Origin of the sequence: Rhizobium sp. Leaf384 (genome assembly GCF_001424065.1) — a bacterium.
In the GTDB taxonomy this organism is placed as follows: Bacteria; Pseudomonadota; Alphaproteobacteria; order Rhizobiales; family Rhizobiaceae; genus Ferranicluibacter.
On the sequence record NZ_LMQE01000005.1, the window covers coordinates 126,706 to 143,942 of the forward strand.

General features: G+C 64.1%; 20 protein-coding genes. 6 read left to right on the top strand and 14 right to left on the bottom strand.

Translation table 11 applies throughout. The features are described from left to right. Window positions 1–3: 3 nt before the first annotated feature. The 6 genes from ASG25_RS09045 to ASG25_RS09070 form a co-directional block, all read right to left on the bottom strand. Window positions 4–1,104, bottom strand: a complete 1,101-nt coding sequence (locus ASG25_RS09045; protein ID WP_062472742.1) for a BMP family ABC transporter substrate-binding protein — start codon at window positions 1,102–1,104, stop codon at window positions 4–6. A gap of 28 nt (window positions 1,105–1,132) precedes the next feature. Beyond that, window positions 1,133–2,512, bottom strand: a complete 1,380-nt coding sequence (locus tag ASG25_RS09050) for an amidohydrolase (RefSeq protein ID WP_062472743.1) — start codon at window positions 2,510–2,512, stop codon at window positions 1,133–1,135. A gap of 1 nt (window position 2,513) precedes the next feature. Continuing rightward, on the bottom strand, window positions 2,514–3,173 hold the full coding sequence (locus ASG25_RS09055; protein ID WP_062474372.1) for a glutathione S-transferase family protein: 660 nt from the start codon (window positions 3,171–3,173) through the stop codon (window positions 2,514–2,516). Then, entirely contained in the window at window positions 3,173–4,033 is an 861-nt protein-coding gene (locus ASG25_RS09060) for an aromatic ring-hydroxylating dioxygenase subunit alpha (protein WP_062472745.1), read from the bottom strand. Before ASG25_RS09060 ends, ASG25_RS09055 begins: the two co-directional genes overlap by 1 nt. Further along, window positions 4,030–4,695, bottom strand: coding sequence for a Rieske (2Fe-2S) protein (locus tag ASG25_RS09065; protein ID WP_062472747.1), 666 nt, complete (start codon window positions 4,693–4,695; stop codon window positions 4,030–4,032). The genes ASG25_RS09060 and ASG25_RS09065 overlap by 4 nt, the downstream gene beginning before the upstream one ends. Before the next feature lie 150 nt (window positions 4,696–4,845). Beyond that, window positions 4,846–5,133, bottom strand: a complete 288-nt coding sequence (locus ASG25_RS09070; protein ID WP_062474374.1) for a hypothetical protein — start codon at window positions 5,131–5,133, stop codon at window positions 4,846–4,848. Window positions 5,134–5,298: 165 nt separating this feature from the next. Between ASG25_RS09070 and ASG25_RS09075 the strand changes: the two genes are divergently transcribed. Next, the gene (locus tag ASG25_RS09075; protein ID WP_062472749.1) at window positions 5,299–6,741 is read left to right on the top strand and encodes a phospholipase D-like domain-containing protein; all 1,443 of its coding nucleotides are present in this window, start codon (window positions 5,299–5,301) and stop codon (window positions 6,739–6,741) included. 24 nt (window positions 6,742–6,765) lie between these two features. On the opposite strand, the gene ASG25_RS09080 is transcribed toward ASG25_RS09075, so the two are convergent. From ASG25_RS09080 to ASG25_RS09095, 4 genes are read right to left on the bottom strand one after another with little or no spacing between them, the layout of a single operon-like run. After that, entirely contained in the window at window positions 6,766–7,785 is a 1,020-nt protein-coding gene (locus tag ASG25_RS09080) for a zinc-dependent alcohol dehydrogenase family protein (RefSeq protein WP_062472751.1), read from the bottom strand. 20 nt (window positions 7,786–7,805) lie between these two features. Next, a complete protein-coding gene (locus tag ASG25_RS09085; protein ID WP_348271265.1) occupies window positions 7,806–8,504 on the bottom strand; it encodes a D-lyxose/D-mannose family sugar isomerase in 699 nt (232 codons plus the stop codon). 18 nt (window positions 8,505–8,522) lie between these two features. After that, window positions 8,523–9,320, bottom strand: a complete 798-nt coding sequence (locus ASG25_RS09090; protein WP_062472752.1) for an SDR family oxidoreductase — start codon at window positions 9,318–9,320, stop codon at window positions 8,523–8,525. Next, window positions 9,313–10,062 carry an FCD domain-containing protein gene (locus ASG25_RS09095; RefSeq protein WP_244479352.1) on the bottom strand — a complete coding sequence of 250 codons (750 nt, stop codon included), beginning with the start codon at window positions 10,060–10,062 and terminating at the stop codon, window positions 9,313–9,315. The genes ASG25_RS09090 and ASG25_RS09095 overlap by 8 nt, the downstream gene beginning before the upstream one ends. A 109-nt stretch (window positions 10,063–10,171) precedes the next feature. Between ASG25_RS09095 and uxuA the strand changes: the two genes are divergently transcribed. Then, window positions 10,172–11,362 carry a mannonate dehydratase gene (uxuA, locus tag ASG25_RS09100; RefSeq protein ID WP_062472756.1) on the top strand — a complete coding sequence of 397 codons (1,191 nt, stop codon included), beginning with the start codon at window positions 10,172–10,174 and terminating at the stop codon, window positions 11,360–11,362. A 10-nt stretch (window positions 11,363–11,372) separates the two neighbouring features. On the opposite strand, the gene ASG25_RS09105 is transcribed toward uxuA, so the two are convergent. From ASG25_RS09105 to ASG25_RS22190, 4 genes are all read right to left on the bottom strand, one after another. Further along, entirely contained in the window at window positions 11,373–11,636 is a 264-nt protein-coding gene (locus ASG25_RS09105; RefSeq protein ID WP_062472758.1) for a hypothetical protein, read from the bottom strand. A gap of 32 nt (window positions 11,637–11,668) precedes the next feature. Beyond that, window positions 11,669–12,094: a DUF3429 domain-containing protein gene (locus tag ASG25_RS09110; protein WP_062472760.1), complete on the bottom strand. Its 426-nt coding sequence runs from the start codon at window positions 12,092–12,094 to the stop codon at window positions 11,669–11,671. Beyond that, window positions 12,091–13,104 (bottom strand): FAD-dependent oxidoreductase, encoded by a 1,014-nt coding sequence (locus tag ASG25_RS09115; RefSeq protein WP_062472762.1) that lies wholly within the window; start codon window positions 13,102–13,104, stop codon window positions 12,091–12,093. Before ASG25_RS09115 ends, ASG25_RS09110 begins: the two co-directional genes overlap by 4 nt. 94 nt (window positions 13,105–13,198) lie before the next feature. Next, window positions 13,199–13,663, bottom strand: a complete 465-nt coding sequence (locus ASG25_RS22190; RefSeq protein WP_082480027.1) for a DUF393 domain-containing protein — start codon at window positions 13,661–13,663, stop codon at window positions 13,199–13,201. Between the two features lie 79 nt (window positions 13,664–13,742). Between ASG25_RS22190 and ASG25_RS09125 the strand changes: the two genes are divergently transcribed. From ASG25_RS09125 to ASG25_RS09140, 4 genes are read left to right on the top strand one after another with little or no spacing between them, the layout of a single operon-like run. After that, window positions 13,743–14,498 carry a GntR family transcriptional regulator gene (locus tag ASG25_RS09125; protein ID WP_347360114.1) on the top strand — a complete coding sequence of 252 codons (756 nt, stop codon included), beginning with the start codon at window positions 13,743–13,745 and terminating at the stop codon, window positions 14,496–14,498. Beyond that, complete coding sequence (locus ASG25_RS09130) at window positions 14,491–14,844, top strand: TIGR04076 family protein (protein ID WP_062472765.1); 354 nt, start codon at window positions 14,491–14,493, stop codon at window positions 14,842–14,844. The genes ASG25_RS09125 and ASG25_RS09130 overlap by 8 nt, the downstream gene beginning before the upstream one ends. Window positions 14,845–14,854: 10 nt before the next feature. Next, window positions 14,855–15,901 (top strand): aldo/keto reductase, encoded by a 1,047-nt coding sequence (locus ASG25_RS09135; protein ID WP_062472767.1) that lies wholly within the window; start codon window positions 14,855–14,857, stop codon window positions 15,899–15,901. Window position 15,902: 1 nt separating this feature from the next. Beyond that, entirely contained in the window at window positions 15,903–17,162 is a 1,260-nt protein-coding gene (locus ASG25_RS09140) for an ABC transporter substrate-binding protein (RefSeq protein ID WP_062472769.1), read from the top strand. Window positions 17,163–17,237: the final 75 nt, after the last annotated feature.

Here is a 17,237-nt window from a genome sequence, read left to right on the forward strand (position 1 = left end):
GACTTACTTGGGCAAAGGCGTGACGACACCCTTGACGTGCCAGTTCATCGCAATGATCTCCGGATCCGCCAGCGTGACGCCGGCCGCCACGCCTTCGCTGCCGTCGGCCTTGGTGATCGGGCCTGTGAAGGGCGAGAAACTGCCGGCGGCAATCTGTCCCTCGATATCCTTGATCCTGGTCATCGTGTCGGCCGGGATGGCGGGGTTCCAGTCGACAACCTCCACGACCTTTTCCGCAACGCCGAGAAATGCGTTCGCACCTTTGAACGTGCCGGCGAGATGGGCCTCGACGGAGGCTTTGAAGAAGGGCGACCAGTCGGTCGACACGCAGCCGAGATACGTCTTTTCGGCATATTTCTTCATCGAGGAATTCAGGTTGAAGGCGTAGATTCCGGCCTCCTCGCAGGCGGCCACCACCGAGGGCGTGTCCTGCGCATTGGAGAAGATCACGTCGCATTTCTGTGCGATCAGCGCCTTGGCGGCCTCCTGCTCCTTGGCCGGATCGAACCAGGAGTTCACCCAGACCACGGAGACTTCGATCGCTGGATTGACGGCCTGTGCACCGAGCGTGAAGGCGTTGATCGAGGTGATCAGCTCGGGAATGGCGAAAGCCGAGACCGAGCCGAGCTTGCCCGTCTTGGAAAGGGCGGCCGCGGCCATGCCGAGCAGGTAGGTGCCCTGGAAATATTTGGCGGCAAAGGGTGAGAAGTTCGGTGCAACCTGAAAGCCGGAAGCATGCAGCACGGTCACCCCGGGATCGCGCCGGGCGATCTGCAGCGCGCCGTTCTGGTATCCGAAGGAGCCGGCGATCAGCACCTTGTTTCCGTCCGCAACGGTTTTCGTCATGATGCGGTCGGCATCGGGTCCTTCGGCGATGTTCTCGAGGATCGTGACCTTTACCTTGTCGCCGTAGGCGGCCTTGATCGGCTCGAGCCCGGCCGCCAGAGCGTGCCCCCAGCCCACATCACCGATCGGCGACGGGATGACCAGGGCGATGCCCAAGGGTTCGTCGGCGGCCATGGCAAGGTGGCTGCCCAGCGCGCCGACAAGGCCCGTCGCTGCGGCGGCTTTCATCAGGTGTCGGCGTGTCAGATCGGTGTTCATGAGTTCGGTTCCCTGTGTTGTTATTGTCTTAGAATGCAACGTTTGCCAGTGCGGCTTCGGCATCGGCGGCCATCTGCGCTTCGTCCAGACCCGGAAATTCGCCGTTCTGCCAGACAATCCGGCCGTTGATCATGGTCATGTCCACCGGCGCACCGATGCCGACGCGCGCAATCAGGCTTAAGGGATCGTGGCGGGTGCCGACATAGTCCATGCGCCGCGTGTCGATGGCGAAGAGGTCCGCAGCCATGCCGGGCGCAAGACGTCCGATGTCGCTGCGGCCGAGCAGGCTCGCGCCGCCGCTCGTCCCGTAGCGCAGGAAATCGACCGGCGGGGGTACCGGATGCGTACGGCGGGAGGAGACGAGGCACTGGAGCATGTAGGCCGAGTGCAGGCAGTGCATCAGGTTGGAATTGTCGTTCGAGGCGGCGCCATCGCAGCCGAGCCCGAGGCGCAGTCCAAAGGCGGACATGGCGGGAAGGTCTGTCACCTCGGCGCCCACGAGGTAGACGGGCTCCGGGCAGTGCGAGACGCCCGTGCCGCTTCGCGCCATCGTCCGCAGTTCGTCGTGCGTCAGCTCCCAGCAATGGGCGTAGAAGGTGTCCGGCCCGGCAAAGCCGAGCTCTTCCAGATAGTCGACGGTGCGGCGGCCGTGGCGGGCTTGCATGACCGGGCTTTCGCCCTCGCCGACATGCGTGTGCAGCATCACGCCGCGATCACGCGCTAGAGACACGGACTCCGCAAAGGTCTCGCGATAGCAGTTGACTGGCTGGCAGGGTGCAACGACGACCTGGCGCATGCTGAAGGGGCGGGCATCGTGATAGCGATCGATCAGGCGGGCGCAGTCGGCGATGAACGCATCGGTCGTCTCCAGCATCTCGTCGGGAATGGTCGACCCCTCGGATTTCGGCAGCGTGTTGCCGCCGCGTCCCGCATGGAACCGCATGCCGAGGAGGTCGGCGGCCTCGAACTGGCGGTCGATCAGCTGCGTTCCGGCGTGTCGCGGAAAATTGTACTGGTGGTCGAAAGCGGTGGTGCAGCCGTGCTTGATCAGTTCGGCCATGGCGGTCAGCGACGACTGGTAGAAGCATTCCTCGGTAAGCTGCGAGAAGATCGGATAGATGCGATCGAGCCATTCGATCACCGACAGTTTCGTCCAGTCGAGATCGGCCCGATTGCGCACGAAGCACTGGAAGAAATGGTGATGCGTGTTGACGAGGCCGGGATAGACGAACCAGCCACTGGCATCCTGAACCTCGGTGCCCGCGGGCAGGGCATCGCGCGCGATATCGACGCCAATCGCGGAAATGGCGGACCCCACCGTCAGCAGGTCGACATTGCGACGCACACGTAGTCCATCGCCCTCGTCGACGATCACGGCTGCACAGTTCGCGAGGAGATAGCCGCTCATGTCAGACCACGCCCGGTTCGAGAAGAGGTTCGGGTTTCAGCTCGTGCAGGCGGTGAATCCCGGGCATCTCGATGAAGCCGGGAAGCGCGCGAAGAGCGCGCGACCAGAGGCGGATCGCGGGGTAGGGGTCGAGCGAGATGCCGCCGTCCGGTGCCAGGGCGACATACGGAAAACACGCGATATCGGCGACCGTCGGCGCATTGGCCACAAGGAACGCCCGGCCTTGCAGGCGCTGCTCGACGAGCCCGGCTTCCAGCTCGCGAAGCGCGGCGATGCCCGCCGCCTGCAGGGCGCCGATGTCGCCGGGACGCAGCAACATCTCGTGCAGACGCGCCGACCCGAGCGATGTCGTCAGCCGGCTCGAGAAAGACAGCCACTGCTGCTCGCGCGCGGCATCGACCGGCGACGCGCGTCCGAGCCATTGCGACGCGGCCTTGCCCGCGAGATAGACGAGGATCGCCGAGGATTCCGTCAGGACGAGGTCGCCGTCGACGAGGATGGGAAGCGAGCCGGCCGGGTTGAGCGACAACAGCTCCGGTCCCCGATGCTCCGCTCCGGGGTGGAAGTCGACGGGTCTCAACTCCAGCGACACGCCGGCAAGCGCCGCCATCAGGCGAACTTTGTAGCAGCTCGGCGAAAGGACGTAGTCGTACAGTCTCATCATCGCGCCACCAGCTGTGCGCCATAGGTATAGTTGTGCCGCTTCAGCCAGCGCCGATAGGCAATCGACGTTAAGTCCGCGCGTGTCGGAATCTCCATGCCCGGATCAAGCGGCAGCAGACGGGGGACCTGGTTTTCGAGGATCGAGCGGTCCTGAAGAAAGATCATCTGCTGGAAGTGAATGAGATCGGTCATGGCCGTCTCGTCGTCGAACAGCGCCATCCACGGCCAGACGTCGCACAGATCCTCGGCCAGCGGCTGGACGAAAAGCGTGATCACATCCCACTCGGTCGGCCGCGGCGGACAGGTCTTGTAGAGCACCGAGCAGGTGGGCGCAGGAACACGATACATGTACTCCGTCGTGATGCCGCCGCTGGCGGACTTCGACGCCTGCGGCTGGTAGAACTTGACCTCCGTGGCCCAGACCTCGTCCACATCCGGACGGATTTCCGCCGTGTAGTTCAAGACCTCGGTGTGCGGTTCGGCGCCGAGCACATCGGTGTGGACGAACGGGAAATGCGCGATATCGAGGAAATTCTCGACGGCACGCAGCGGCGAGCACCGCACGCGCACCACGCCGACATCCACGAAGCGGCGACCGGGCTGATCGGCCTCGGGGATCGCGAAAATATCCTTTTTCGGCGTGCCCAGCGACGACCAGACATGCCCGTAGCGCAGCTTGACCGGGAGACGCCGGCCGTTATGGCCCGTCACGAGCGCCTGGCCATCGGCATCGTGAGCGACGACGATCGGCTCGCCCATCAGGGCGGTTTGCCTTCCGGTCTTGTCGAGCTGGCTGATGAGGCCGACCGGATACCATTCGTCGGTCATGGCCTGAGCGGAGGCGGTATCGTCCGTCATGGCAAGCGTCCTTTCTCGGCGGCGGTCTCCGCCATGCGCCGCAGCCTCTCGGCACTCCTCGACGCCGCAATGCGCACAGGCGGCAAGCACCCGTCTGCGACAAGCACGTGGGTCACGGTCTGCATCCCGGTGCGAACCTGCTGCGACGGGGAGAGCAGGAGGCAGAGCCGCTCGTCGGCGCGGGTCGTCTCGAGCAAGCCGTCCGCACTGGCCGAAGCGCCCGCCGCCGTCTCGATCGCCTCACGGTCGGCCTCGACGGTCAGGGTCCGCAGCGGGATCCATCCGGCAAGCGACGGCGGATCGGACGCCGGCGTGCCTTCCGCGACCCATACGATGCCATCGCTCTCGCGGACCGCATAGGTCGTGACACGGATGGTCTCCGGGGGCGTCAGGCCCGGATGCGCGGGAATGCGGACGCAGCGCCCGTCCTGCCCATAGCTCCAGCCGTGGTAGATGCAGGAGAGGGCCTCACCGCGCACGAAACCGTGCGAGAGGCTCATGCCGCGATGAGGACAGCGATCTGCGGAGGCTGCGACGTGTCCGGATTGACTGCGCCAGAGGGCAATGATTCCTGCGGAAACGCGTGCCGGGATGACAGTTCCGGCCAGGACGTCGGCAGAAAGGGCGACTGGCGTCCAAAAGCCTGTCGTATCGGAGCGCATGCGTCAAATTCCCGGGAAGGTCCAAGTTTGTCGAGGAGAGAGAACGAGCAGACCGCCGGACTCTCAGCTCCGTTGGGCTTACGTTTGCATAGAAAAAACGCATTGGCAATCATGATCAAATAACGGGCAACAGGTTTCTCGTCATTCCCATCAAACTGTTGTTTTTGCGTTGGGAAACTGGGCGTTACACGGTGCGCGGGCAATCGTTTCGACCCAGACATCGATCGGCCCGAGCAGGCAGCCGATCTCCATCATGTCGATCAGGGCCTCGGGGCCGCGCAGGTCGAGTTCGATCCGTGCGTCGTCGGCGTGGGCGACCGTCTGGCCTAGTCCGAGCTTTGCCGCATGCCGATGGATCCAGGGGAGAAAGGACGCAATATCGAGCTCGCCAAGGATCGTCATCCGCTGTTGGATCTCGTCCGTTTTGTCCTGCACCATCACCATTCCATGTCTCCGGCATTGCGTTCGACGCATCCTCGACCATCAAGCGCTGCAGATCAACGCGGCAAGGTCGGTCACGCGAACTTCCGTGGCATCGGGAGATGGCCGGGCGTTGAACAGGCCCTATCTTGTGCTGCGGAACGTTGACGGAAGCGAGGGGTGATGGACACGATACTGGCAGAGGGAGAAACCTGCTGGCGGATCGCGCGGGCGGATCGGCTTTCGGTCATCGTCGATGCCGAGGCCTTCTTCCGCCATGCGCGGCAGGCGATGTTGAAGGCGAAGACATCGATCGTGCTGATCGGCTGGGATTTCGACACGCGCATCGATCTGGTGCCGGGCAAGAGCACGGACGGAACGCCCGACAAGCTCGGTCGGTTTTTCAATTGGCTCGCCAAGAGAAACGATGCGCTGAACATCCGTATTCTGAAATGGGATATGGGCCTGTTCGCCTCGCTCGTCCGCGGCGAGACGCCGGTCTATATGCTCGGCTGGCTGTTTTCGGATCGCGTCAGCCTGAAGCTCGACAGCGCTCACCCGGCCATGTCGGCCCATCACATGAAGCTCCTCATCATCGACGACGCCGTTGCCTTCTGCGGCGGGATCGACATGACGGTCGGGCGGTGGGATACGACGGATCACCTCGAAAAGGACAAGCGCCGCCGCTCGCCGCTGGGGTTCGCGCAGGATCCCTGGCACGACGCGACCACGTGCTTTTCGGGTAAAGCGGCGGCTGCCCTGGCCGAACTCGCGCGTTCCCGCTGGCTCGAGGCCACGGGGGAGACGCTCGCACCCGTGGAGAGCGGATCAAACCCCTGGCCGGACGATCTCGCCGTGGATTTCCGCAATATCGATCTCGGCATCGCGCGCACCCTGCCGGAGTACGACCGGCGCCGGCAGGTCGTCGAGATCGAGACGGCGACACTTGCGATCATCGCTGCCGCGCGAAAGACGCTCTATATCGAAAGCCAATACTTCGCCTCGCGACGGATCGCCGACGCGCTCGCCGATCGCCTTGCGGAGCCGGAGGGACCCGAGGTCGTCGTCATCAATCCGCAAGGGGCAAACGGCTGGCTCGAGGCGCAGGTCATGGATTCCGCCCGCATTCGGCTGATGAAGCATGTGCGGGATGCCGACAGGTTCGACCGGTTCCGGCTTCTTTATCCGGTCAATGATGCGGGTACGCCTATCTATGTCCACGCCAAGATCATGATTGCCGACGACCGGATCCTGAAGCTCGGCTCCGCCAATCTCAACAACCGATCGATGGGCTACGACACGGAATGCGACGTGCTGATCGAGGCGCGGGAAAACGAGCCTGAAACGGCGCAGACGATTGCGACCCGTCGCGATGCGCTGATCGGGGAACATCTTGGACGGACGGCGCAAGAGGTGGCTGAGGCCATCGTCGAGCACGGCTCGCTGGTCAAGGCCATCGAGCGGCTGACACCCGAGAGAGGACGCCGTCTCGTGCCGGTTGCGATGCGGGAGTTGACGACGGCCGAGGAGCTGATGGCGGAGTCCGATATCACCGATCCCGAGCGGCCGGCCGGGGTGACTTACAAGACGTCGCGCTTTCTGAAGCGGCGGTTCCACCGATCCTGAGGACATCCGCGACGATGCCGACGCTCAGGGGACGACGAGAACCCGTATCTCGCCGCTTCCGGCAGGATGGGAGATGGCGTCAGCCGCTTCATCGAGACGGATCGTCCGGCTGACAAGGGGTGCGACCTGGATCGTGCCCGCGGCGATCAGCGCTGCGGCCCGGGCATGGGTAAAGGGGTTGAGGAATGAGGGGATCAGCTTGATCTCCCGGAACAAGAGGTCGAACGGCGAGAGCGCGACCGTCACACCCTGCGGGAGAACGCCGAGGATGATGACCGTGCCGCCGCGTCGCGCGAGGTGAGGTGCCTGCTCGACGGTCTCGGGAAGCCCGGCGCATTCGAAGACGACATCCGCGCCTCCCGGTATCGCGCCATGAGGCCCGACGGCGCTTTCGACCACATTGCAGCCGGAAGGATCGAGCGTTGCGGTTGCGCCGAGACCCTCGGCCAGCCTGCGCTTGCTTTCGCTGCGCGTCAGGAGGACAACCTCGGTTGCGCCGGCTAAACGCGCGAGCTGCACGACGAGCAGCCCGATGACGCCCCCGCCGATGACGATGACGGAGGCGCCCGGCTTGATCTCCGCAAGATCGACGCCGTGCAGGCAGCAGGCGAGAGGTTCGCAGAAGGCGCCGTGGAGCGGATCGAGCGACGGGGGCAGGGCGAACGCCTGTGTCTCCGGCAGGAGGACGTAGTCGGCAAAGCCGCCATTGCGATGAATGCCGATCGCCTGGAGATGATGGCAGAGATTGACGCGGCCCCGGTGGCACTCCGGACAGCGACCGCAGGCAATGTTCGGATCGCCGGTCACGCGCATGCCCGGCGCAAAACCGGAGACGCGCGCGCCGACGGCTTCGATGATCCCGGAAAACTCGTGCCCGAGCGTGACCGGTGGCTTTGCGGGGAACTCTCCCAGAAAGAGATGCCGGTCCGTGCCGCAAATGCCGCACGCTTCCACGCGCACGAGCAGGTCGTGCGGACCCGGCTCGGGCATGGAGGTGTCCCGCAGGGCGAATTGTCCGACGGCGTCGAGAAACAGCGCTTTCATGGTGCCCCTCCTTTTCGCTTTCAGGAAAGCCAGGTTGCGTAGTCGGACACAAGCAGGCGGGCCGGGGGCTCGTCCTCCTCGATCCCGGAGAAGCGGGTGACGGCGGGGTTCTCGAACATGTTGTCGGCCGCATCGTCGTTGACGGTCGAGACCTCTGCGACGAAAACGTCGGCCCTTTCCGCCCAGAACGCGTGCCAGTCGCCCGGTCGGAGCGTAACGCTTTCACCCGGCTTGAGGGTGAGCCGTGCGCCGGGCGGCAGCACGCGCTCGATGCCATCGCACAGCACGGTCGTTCCCTTGCTCCGGTTGCAGGCTCCCTCGGTGTCGCCGAAGAGTTCGACCACCAGGGTTCCTCCGCCGCGATTGATGATGTCCTCCGTCTTCAGGAGGTGGGTGTGGCTCGGCGTGATCTGGCCTTCTCGCGAGATCATGGCCTTTTCGGCATAGAGCATGCCGCCGCCGCGCTTCAGGTCGGCAAGGCGTCCGTTCCGGGCGGTGAACAGGAGAAGCCCTGTGCGCTCGAAATCGCCGAGGCCGAAATCGGTGATGTCCCAGCCGAGGTTCGCATCGATAATGTTGCCGATCTCGCCCCGGCGTCTATGCATCTCGGCCGGGGTCCAATTGGCGAAGGGGGGCAGCACATATCCATGGGAGGCCATGAAGAGCTCGGCCTCGCGCAGAGAGCGGTTGATGATGCTTCGCAGCAGCTTGTCCGTCATGGCGTTCTCCCTGAAATCTTATCGCACGCCGATGCCGGCGGTGAGGCCGCCGTCGATCCGATGGTCTGAGCCTGTGATGAAGGCGGCCTTGTCGGAGACGAGGAACGCCACGAGATCGGCAACCTCCTCCGGCTCACCGATCCGCCCGATCGGATGCGCGGCGCCGAACCGCCGGAAGACCTCTTCGATATCCGCTTCCGGACCCTCGAAGGTGCGAGCGGCCAGTTCCAGGATGGGCGAGCGGACGGACCCCGGGCTGATCGACACGACCCGGATATGGTCGGCCGCAAAATCGAGCGCCATAGCGCGTGTCATCGCATGAATGGCACCCTTGGAGGCGACATAGGCCGAGACGCCGCTCTGGCAGGCGTGGCCCTGCACGCTCGACAGGTTCACGATCACGCCGCCGCCGCGCCTGCGCATTTCGGGAACGCCAAACTGGGCCGTCAAGTGGATGGAGCCGACATTGACCGCCATGCAGCGCAGAAACGTCTCGAACGACGTCTGTGTGGCGTCGCCATAGGGGTGGATCGCAGCGGCGTTGACGATGATGTCGAGACCCCCGGCGGGTGCCGCCGCGGTAGCGATGGCCGCCTGGACCGCCGTGGGAATGGAGACATCGACGTCGAGCACGGACACGGCAAGGCCGCGCGCCGTTGCGATCTCGCGCAGCGCCGCGTTGGCCGCCTGGTCGATGCCGAGCGCGAACACGGTCGCACCGCTTTCGGCGAGCGTGAGGGCGACTGCCCGCCCGATGCCCGTGGTGCCGGTGACGACGGCGATCTTCTGCGCCAATTCGCGCTTCTCCTCACGCACGGCCCATCTCCTCTGACTGTCTCGACCCGGGAATCCGGGCGTCGGGCATGAAGACGAGCCCTGCGCTCAGATGCCGATCCATATGATAGGCAAAGCCGATCCGGTCGTGGCTGCGCAACGCCTCCACGATCGCCTGATGTTCGGCAAAGACATGGTCCAGCGTGGAACGCTTGGTCTTGCCCGCCATCATCAATCGGCGGATGACAGGCTGGAGCATGCCATATGTCTGTGTCAGCGTGCGATTGCCGGCAGCGCTGACGAGCGCCATATGGAAGGCGAAATCGCGTTCCGAGGCTTCGTCGGCGCTTGTCGCCGCGGGAATGGCGGCATTGATGGCGTCCAGCCTTGCCAAGGTTTCGGCATCCAGATGCGCCACCAGGAGATCGAAGAGGTTCATTTCGGTGAGGCGTCTGAAGCCCTGGATGTCCTGGAACGCATCCGTTGAAACCTCCATGGCGAACGCGAAGAGATCCTGCATCGCGGTGTTGTGCCCGTCGGTCAGCACCGCGCCGAGTTTCTGGCGGGACTCGGCAATGCCATAGGCTTTCAGCGTGCGGATGGCCTCGCGGATCGTCCCGCGACTGGTTGCAAACATCTCGGCAAGCTCGACCTCGCCCGGCAGAACATCCCCGATGCCCATGTGGCGGTCCCGGATCATGGCCCGGATCTGCATCACCACCTCGTCCACCGCCGACGCCTTGGTGTCCGGCAGGTCCGAGGCCGTGTTCATTCGTGCCGGCATTTGCGAGGTCTCAACATTATGTTGGGCATTTCAAGGTCTAAAGGCTTTTCGCTTGCGCAAAACAACGTCAGATGCGTTTATTGTCCTACATTAAATCGAGAGGACGTCAATGCTGGAAAGTTGGAGATGGTTTGGCGAGAATGACCCTGTGACCCTGTCGCATGCACGCCAAGCCGGTGCCCATGGCATCGTCACGGCGCTGCACCACGTCTATGACGGTCGCGCCTGGACCCTCGACGACGTTCTGGAGCGAAAGGCGGCCATCGAGCGTGCAGGCATGGTCTGGTCGGTCTGCGAGTCCATTCCGGTCCATTCGGCGATCAAGCTGCGCAACGGGCAATGCCGCGATTTCATCGACCGTTGGAAGGTCAGCCTTGCCAACCTTGGCCGGGCCGGCATTCCCGTGGTGTGCTACAACTTCATGCCTGTGGTCGACTGGACACGCACGGATCTGCGATATCCCACCGCAACCGGGGGGCTCGCCCTGCGGTTCGACATGGCTGATTTCGCTGCCTACGATCTGTTCGTGCTGAAGCGCCGCGGCGCCGAGGAAAGCTACCAGCCCGACCTCGTGGAAACGGCGCGCAGGCGTTTCGAGGCTCTGTCCGAGGAGGCCCTGCTGCGACTTGAGACCAACATCATCGCCGGCCTTCCGGGCAAGGAGGATACGCACACACGCGACGGCATCCGCGCCCAGATCGCAAGCTTCGACGAGATATCCTCGGCGGACATGCGGGCCAATCTCATTGCCTTCCTTCAAGAGGTCGTGCCCGTGGCAGCCGAGCACGGGGTTCGTCTAGCGATCCATCCCGACGATCCGCCGTTCTCGCTGTTCGGCCTGCCGCGGGTCGTTTCCACGGCTGACGATATCGCGGCCCTTCTCGAAAGCGTCGACGACGAGGCCAACGGACTGACCTTGTGTGCCGGATCCTATGGATCACGGCCCGACAACGACCTGACGGACATGGCGAAGCGGTTTGCCGAGCGGATCCACTTCGTCCACCTTCGCAATGTGCGCAAGGAGGCGGATGGCTCGTTCACGGAATCGGATCACCTCGACGGCGATGTCGACATGGTCGCGTTGACGACGGTTCTGCGGCGCGAAGAGCGACGGCGCGACACGGCGGGGCGGTCCGACAGGGTCATCCCCTTCCGCCCCGATCACGGCCACCTCTTGATCGACGATCAGACGAAAACCGTCAATCCCGGCTATTCCTGCATCGGACGCCTGAAGGGCCTGGCCGAGCTTCGCGGCGTCATTGCCGCCGTCGACGCGTTCGACGGCGGATCTCCGGTCTGAGGCAGCCGGCCTACATGGCCGACATGTCGTCCAGAAGGTTCTGCGCGAGCTCGCTGATCGCGACCTCCGCTTCTTCGAGACCCCAGCCGACCTTTTCAGCCTCTTTCGCAAGGCGCTGGAGCGGCGGCGGCAGGCGGCCGGAAGCGGTCTCGACAATGTTCTCGGGCGTCAGGCCCTTGGCGATGTCGAGGAAGGTTTGCTCGACGGCTTCCTGACAGGCGATGTCCCGGTCGGGGTAGGGGCCCGTTCCCCGCGGCTTGTTGAGTAGCAGCATGTTTCTCGCTCCTGTCGGTGTCTGGTGCCGGTCTAAGCCAGTCGGTAGAGCATCGCAACATAGGCGAGCGCGACGACGACGGTGACGCCTGTGCGAAGACGAAGATACCACCGACGCTCTGCATCTCCCGCAAAGACGATCCGGTCGGCGAGAAGAAGCATGCCGAAGACCACCAGCTGGATGCCGGCGGCCAGCGCCGGCGGCTGCAGGAGCAGCGTGGCGAAGGACAAAAGGGCCAGGACATTGCTGGCGACGATGGTGGCGATGCCGGCTTTGCCCATCTGCGCCACGCCCCAGAGCGTTCCGGCCATGAACGCCGAAATAACAGCGCCATAGGCAAGATATGCCTCTGTCGTGTCGACGCCGAAGAGCGTCTGGGGTGCCATGAGCAGGAGCCAGAACGGCAGGGCACCGGCATAGGTCAGCACGGTAGACGTTGTTTTCGACAGGGGGCTCATTCGGCGGGTTCTTTCAACAGCGGGACGAGCGCATCCGCCAGCCGGGTCGCACTCTGGAAGGCGGCTTCGACGCGGCCCGCGATGCACCAGTCGCCGCAACAGGCGAGACGCTGGCTGGAATCAAGCAGAAAAGGCTGGCCGGCAGGCCGCGCAACATTGGCGTAGCGCCACCGCTTCAGGATGGCGCTGTCCGCCTCGTCGTCATCGAGCGGCACGTGGCGTCGCAGCGCGGCCAGCATGTCTTGGCGCAGGATGTCGAGCGGATCGGACAGATGCGCGTCCGACCAGTCCGGCCTGGCGTTCACGACCAGGCAGGGACGCGCCCCGCGTCCGGGTTTGCGATCGTTGCGGGAGATCCAGTTGATCACCGGATCCTCGAGACGCGCGGCCGCAAACGGCGTATCCGCCCCCGAGCGCAGGGTCACCATCAGGGTGAAGCAGGCATTCATCGCGGTGTCGAGCACAGCCTTCCGATGCGTGAATGTCTCCGGCAACAGGGCGGCCGCCTGTGGCGCTGGCGCGGTCGCAATCACCCAGTCGAAGGGGCCGACGTCTCCGGCATGCGTCTGTAGAACCCAGGCCCCCGCGAGATGGCGGATCGAAGCGACCTCCGTGTCGAAGGCGACATCGCACGTGCGTGCCATCCAGCTCGGAACGGAAGTCATATCCGGCGTGCCGACATATCGCGGCTCTTTTTCCCGCGCGGTGTCGACCGGGGAACGGTCGTCAGAGGACAGGATCGGCAGGGAGACAATATCCGCGCCCCATCGCGCCATGACGCCGTCATCGGCGGCCGCGTCCAGCATGTCGCGAAAACGCGGGTCGCGGATCGTAAAGTACTGGGCGCCATGATCGAAGGAAACATCGTCGATCCGTCGCGTGGCCATCCGGCCTCCGACGGCCTTGCTCTTTTCAAAGATCCGCACGGCGGCGTGGCCGCCAAGAGCGCGGGCAAGCGTCAGGCCCGCCATTCCCGCACCGATGATCGCCACACGTTTGAGATCGCTCATATCTTCCCCGGCCGCTCGTTCTGCCCCGCATCCAGGCAGACACTGAAGGACGATGTAACGCCGGCGTCCCTAACGGCAACTGCCGGGCCATGCGTCATCGCCCAGCCACCTCCTGTCGAAACAGACGCTGCAAACGCGGACGAACCCGAAGGAAGCCGCGATAGGCCAACTCGAAAACGGGTGTCGCCGGTTTCCAGCCTGCGACGATGCCGAGTGGCCGCAGCAGGGGGATGGCGCGCCACATCGCGGCGAAGGCCGCAGCGCCCGATAACAGCCGGCCGTTTTCCTCGGCGTGAAAGCGGGCGAGGAGATCGCCTCGGTCGATCGGGCAGGACGTGTCGGGACTGCAGGCATCCACGAAACGGATGGCATGGGCACGGTCGAGCCGTCGCATCAGCGCAATTTCACGCTGACATAAAGGACAGCTGCTGTCGAACCAGACGGTGACAGTCTCGACCAAGGCTTGCTTCCATCCTGTGTAGGGCCCGAACGTCCGGAAATGGCATTCAGGGGTTTGCGCTCCGGTTACGAAGAAGCAGCCGATATGGATCAACCCCATGGTCACGTCACCGTCCAAAAGACGCTTGCTTTGATCGATGATGTTTGATCAAACTTAGCTCATCAGGCGGGGGACGAGCGTGAAGCGAGCGCGTGACAGCAAAGAAACGGAAGCCTCGAACGCCGGCACGGATGAGACGACGCTCTCTCCGGTCGGGCGAGAGACGATGCACGATCGCGTCTACGCGAAGCTCCGCCATTCTTTGATCAACGGCATGTTCGATGCCGGTGACGTGCTGCGCATCGTCGATCTTGCCGAGCGTCTTCAGACGAGCACCATGCCGGTGCGCGAGGCGCTCGGGAGGCTGGTCTCGGAGAAGGCTTTGGAGTCGCTGCCAAACCGCTCCGTCCGCGTGCCGCTGATCACCCGCTCTCGGCTCGATGATCTCGCCCGCGCCCGAACCCTCATCGAAGGGCAAATGGTCTTGCTCGCGCTGCCGCATCTGACACGCGAGGATCTGGCGGTCCTCAGGCAGACAAATCTGGATTGCGATGCTGCCTTCGAGGAACACGGCCGCGATATCGGACAGGTCACGTCCGCGCTGAACTATCGCTTTCATTTCCACCTCTACAGCGTTGCGCGCTCCCCTGTGCTCCTGTCGATCGTCGAGAGCCTCTGGCTGCAGTCGGGCGCCATCATAAGGCAGGCGGCGCAGATACATGACGCGCAGGGCGGGCTGGCGGCGACGGACCACCATTGGGCGCTGATCGCGGCCCTCGAAGCCGGCGATGCGGACAAGGCGTTGCAGTCGCTCACGAACGACATCAGCCGCTCGTTCGATCTCATCCGGGGGCGGCTGGAAGCGCAGGAAACGGCGGAGGTGCGATATGGCTGAGGCAGGCGATGACGGCTTCGAACTCTATGACCTGCGCGTCGACGTGATCATTCCCGAGGGCGGCGCCGTCTATTGTGGCGCGCGGCCCGGAGACCATTTCGAACTGCGTGGCGAGATGCTGCATCTGCCGGACGGGCAGGGCTTTTCCATCTATTCGCTCGCGTCCGTTCTGCCGCTGCTTGCGGCGAAGCAGCGTCCGACGCACCGCAACGACTGGATGACGACGGACGCGGACATCGCTTGTCCAGATCCGCACTGCTCCACCCGGCTGCGCATCACGCGGCTGCGGCACCGGCGCTTCAGCCATGCCGAAACGACGGCCGTTCCCTTGACCGACGCAACATAGGCCTCACGACATGCAACGCATTTCTATCTCTCCCGGCTACGAGATCTCCCGCGTCATCCGCGGCGGCTGGCAACTGGCCGGCGGTCACGGGGCTGTTGATGCCGAGACGGCGGTGGAGGACATGATCGCCTTCGCCGATGCAGGGATCACGACATTCGACTGTGCCGACATCTACACCGGCGTCGAGGAGCTGATCGGTCGCTTCCGCATCGCCTACGGTCGGCTGCGCGGTGCTGAAGCGCTGGCGCGCATTCGGGTGCATACCAAATTCGTGCCCGATCTGGCGGTCCTGCCGACCATCGACAAGGCCTATGTCGAGAGCGTGATCGACACGTCTCGCAAGCGGCTCCATCTGGAAACGCTGGATCTCGTGCAGTTTCACTGGTGGGCGCTCGACGTTCCCGGCTGGCTGGAAACGGCGGGATGGCTGCGGGAGCTTTCGGAGGCGGGCAAGATCGGAAAAGTCAGCCTCACCAACTTCGATACCGACCACGTCGCGGCCATGATCGACGCCGGCGTTCCCATTGCCTCCCTGCAGCTGCAATATTCACTGCTCGACCGTCGTCCGGAAAAACGCATGGCCGCGCTGGCGCGCGATGCGGGATTTGCCCTTTTCTGCTATGGTACGGTTGCCGGCGGCTTTCTGAGCGACCGCTGGCTGGGAATGGCGGAACCGGAGCATCCGCTCGAAAATCGATCGCTGACAAAGTACAAGCTGATCATCGACGATTTCGGCGGCTGGGACCTGTTCCAGGCGCTGCTCGTCACGTTGCGCCGCATTGCCGACCGGCACGGAACCGACATCGCGACCGTGGCGAGTGCAGCCCTCCTGACAAAACCCGCCGTCGCCGCCGTCATCGTCGGCGCCCGCAACCGGAACCATTTGCCGGCAAACCTCGCCATCGCGAATATCAGGCTCGACGGGAACGACCACGCAGCGCTCGACGCGACGCTGGCCGAAGCGGTGCCTCTGGAGGGCGATGTCTATGCGCTGGAGCGCGATCGCACGGGGCGCCACGGGTCCATCATGAAATACAATCTCAACAAGGGGGAATGAAATGAAATCGTCCTATCTGCTTGCCGCGCTGTTCACCACACTCGCCGCGTCCGCCTCGCCCGCACGTTCCGCCGATTGCGACATTACGGTCGGTCTGGTGATGGAGCTGACGGGCCCGGCCGGAGAGTATGGCCAGGCAGGCGCGAAGTCCGTCGAGATGGCCTTCCGCGACATCAACGACGCCGGCGGCGTGGCAGGCTGCAAGCTCGTGGCCGACACGCGCGACAGCCAGAGCCAGGGCAACGTCGCCGTCGACCAGGCAACGCAGCTCGTCAACATCAAGAAGGTGCCGGTCATCATCGGCGGCATCATTTCCTCCGTGTCGATCCCGATCCTGACCTCGGTGACCGCGCCGGCCGGCGTCGTGCAGGTCTCCCCGGCATCGTCGTCGCCGACGCTGACCGCCCTCGGTCGCGACGGCAAGACCAACGGTGTCTTCTTCCGCACCATCACCTCGGACGCGTTGCAGGGCACGGCAGCTGCAAAATATGCGATCGACCAGGGTCTGAAGACGATCGCGATCATCAACGTCAACAACGACTTTGGCGTCAACATGGTGCGTGAATTCAAGACGGCCTATGAAAAGCTGGGTGGCACCATTACCTCGACGACGCCCTACAACGAGAAGCAGTCGAGCTATGCCTCGGAAGCAAGTGCGGCGATGGCCGGCGAACCGGATGCGCTGTATCTCGTGAGCACGCCCGTGGATGGCGCGACGATCGCCCGCGCTTGGATCTCCGGCGGCGGCAAGCAGGCCTTTCTCCTGAACGACGGCATGAACTCCAAGGACTTCATCGAGAGCGTCGGCGCGCAATATCTCGAAAACGCCTACGGCACGTCTTCGGGCACCAGCCCGACGGCATCGACGGAGTATTTCAACGCCAGCTACGAGGCCTTCTCCGGCGGCATTTCGCCGTCGGCACCCGCGGCCGACCGGTCCTACGATGCCGGTGCGATCGTCGGCCTTGCCATTGCCAAGGCGGGCAAGTCGGACGCGGCGGCCATCAAGACGGCCATGCGCGAGGTCGTGGCCGAGGGCGGCACGCCGATCCACGCCGGCAAGGAGGAGTTCGTCAAGGCTCTGTCGCTGATCAAGGAGGGCAAGCCGATCAAATACGAAGGCGTCATCGGCCCCGTGAGCTTTGACCAGTATGGCGATATCACCGGGCCGTTCCGGCTGTGGAAGATTGCCAACGGTGACGTGACGACCGTCGGTGAACTGAGCGCGGATGAGGTCGGCAAGCTGAAAGACGGCAAATAGGTCTCGGCAAGAGGCCGGCAGGCAAGGTCCTGCCGGCCTTCGAAAGCGCGATGCGAGGTGTGCGTTTTACGCTGA

Coding starts and splice junctions, on each gene's coding strand:
- ASG25_RS09110 (WP_062472760.1), bottom strand. CDS start 12,094: ATGAGCCCCCTGTCGAAAACAACGTCTACCGTGCTGACCTATGCCGGT.
- ASG25_RS09140 (WP_062472769.1), top strand. CDS start 15,903: ATGAAATCGTCCTATCTGCTTGCCGCGCTGTTCACCACACTCGCCGCG.
- ASG25_RS09135 (WP_062472767.1), top strand. CDS start 14,855: ATGCAACGCATTTCTATCTCTCCCGGCTACGAGATCTCCCGCGTCATC.
- uxuA (WP_062472756.1), top strand. CDS start 10,172: ATGCTGGAAAGTTGGAGATGGTTTGGCGAGAATGACCCTGTGACCCTG.
- ASG25_RS09075 (WP_062472749.1), top strand. CDS start 5,299: ATGGACACGATACTGGCAGAGGGAGAAACCTGCTGGCGGATCGCGCGG.
- ASG25_RS09080 (WP_062472751.1), bottom strand. CDS start 7,785: ATGAAAGCGCTGTTTCTCGACGCCGTCGGACAATTCGCCCTGCGGGAC.
- ASG25_RS09045 (WP_062472742.1), bottom strand. CDS start 1,104: ATGAACACCGATCTGACACGCCGACACCTGATGAAAGCCGCCGCAGCG.
- ASG25_RS09070 (WP_062474374.1), bottom strand. CDS start 5,133: ATGGTGCAGGACAAAACGGACGAGATCCAACAGCGGATGACGATCCTT.
- ASG25_RS09055 (WP_062474372.1), bottom strand. CDS start 3,173: ATGAGACTGTACGACTACGTCCTTTCGCCGAGCTGCTACAAAGTTCGC.
- ASG25_RS09130 (WP_062472765.1), top strand. CDS start 14,491: ATGGCTGAGGCAGGCGATGACGGCTTCGAACTCTATGACCTGCGCGTC.
- ASG25_RS09115 (WP_062472762.1), bottom strand. CDS start 13,104: ATGAGCGATCTCAAACGTGTGGCGATCATCGGTGCGGGAATGGCGGGC.
- ASG25_RS09060 (WP_062472745.1), bottom strand. CDS start 4,033: ATGACGGACGATACCGCCTCCGCTCAGGCCATGACCGACGAATGGTAT.
- ASG25_RS09065 (WP_062472747.1), bottom strand. CDS start 4,695: ATGCGCTCCGATACGACAGGCTTTTGGACGCCAGTCGCCCTTTCTGCC.
- ASG25_RS09095 (WP_244479352.1), bottom strand. CDS start 10,062: ATGCCGGCACGAATGAACACGGCCTCGGACCTGCCGGACACCAAGGCG.
- ASG25_RS09105 (WP_062472758.1), bottom strand. CDS start 11,636: ATGCTGCTACTCAACAAGCCGCGGGGAACGGGCCCCTACCCCGACCGG.
- ASG25_RS22190 (WP_082480027.1), bottom strand. CDS start 13,663: ATGGGGTTGATCCATATCGGCTGCTTCTTCGTAACCGGAGCGCAAACC.
- ASG25_RS09050 (WP_062472743.1), bottom strand. CDS start 2,512: ATGAGCGGCTATCTCCTCGCGAACTGTGCAGCCGTGATCGTCGACGAG.
- ASG25_RS09085 (WP_348271265.1), bottom strand. CDS start 8,504: ATGACGGACAAGCTGCTGCGAAGCATCATCAACCGCTCTCTGCGCGAG.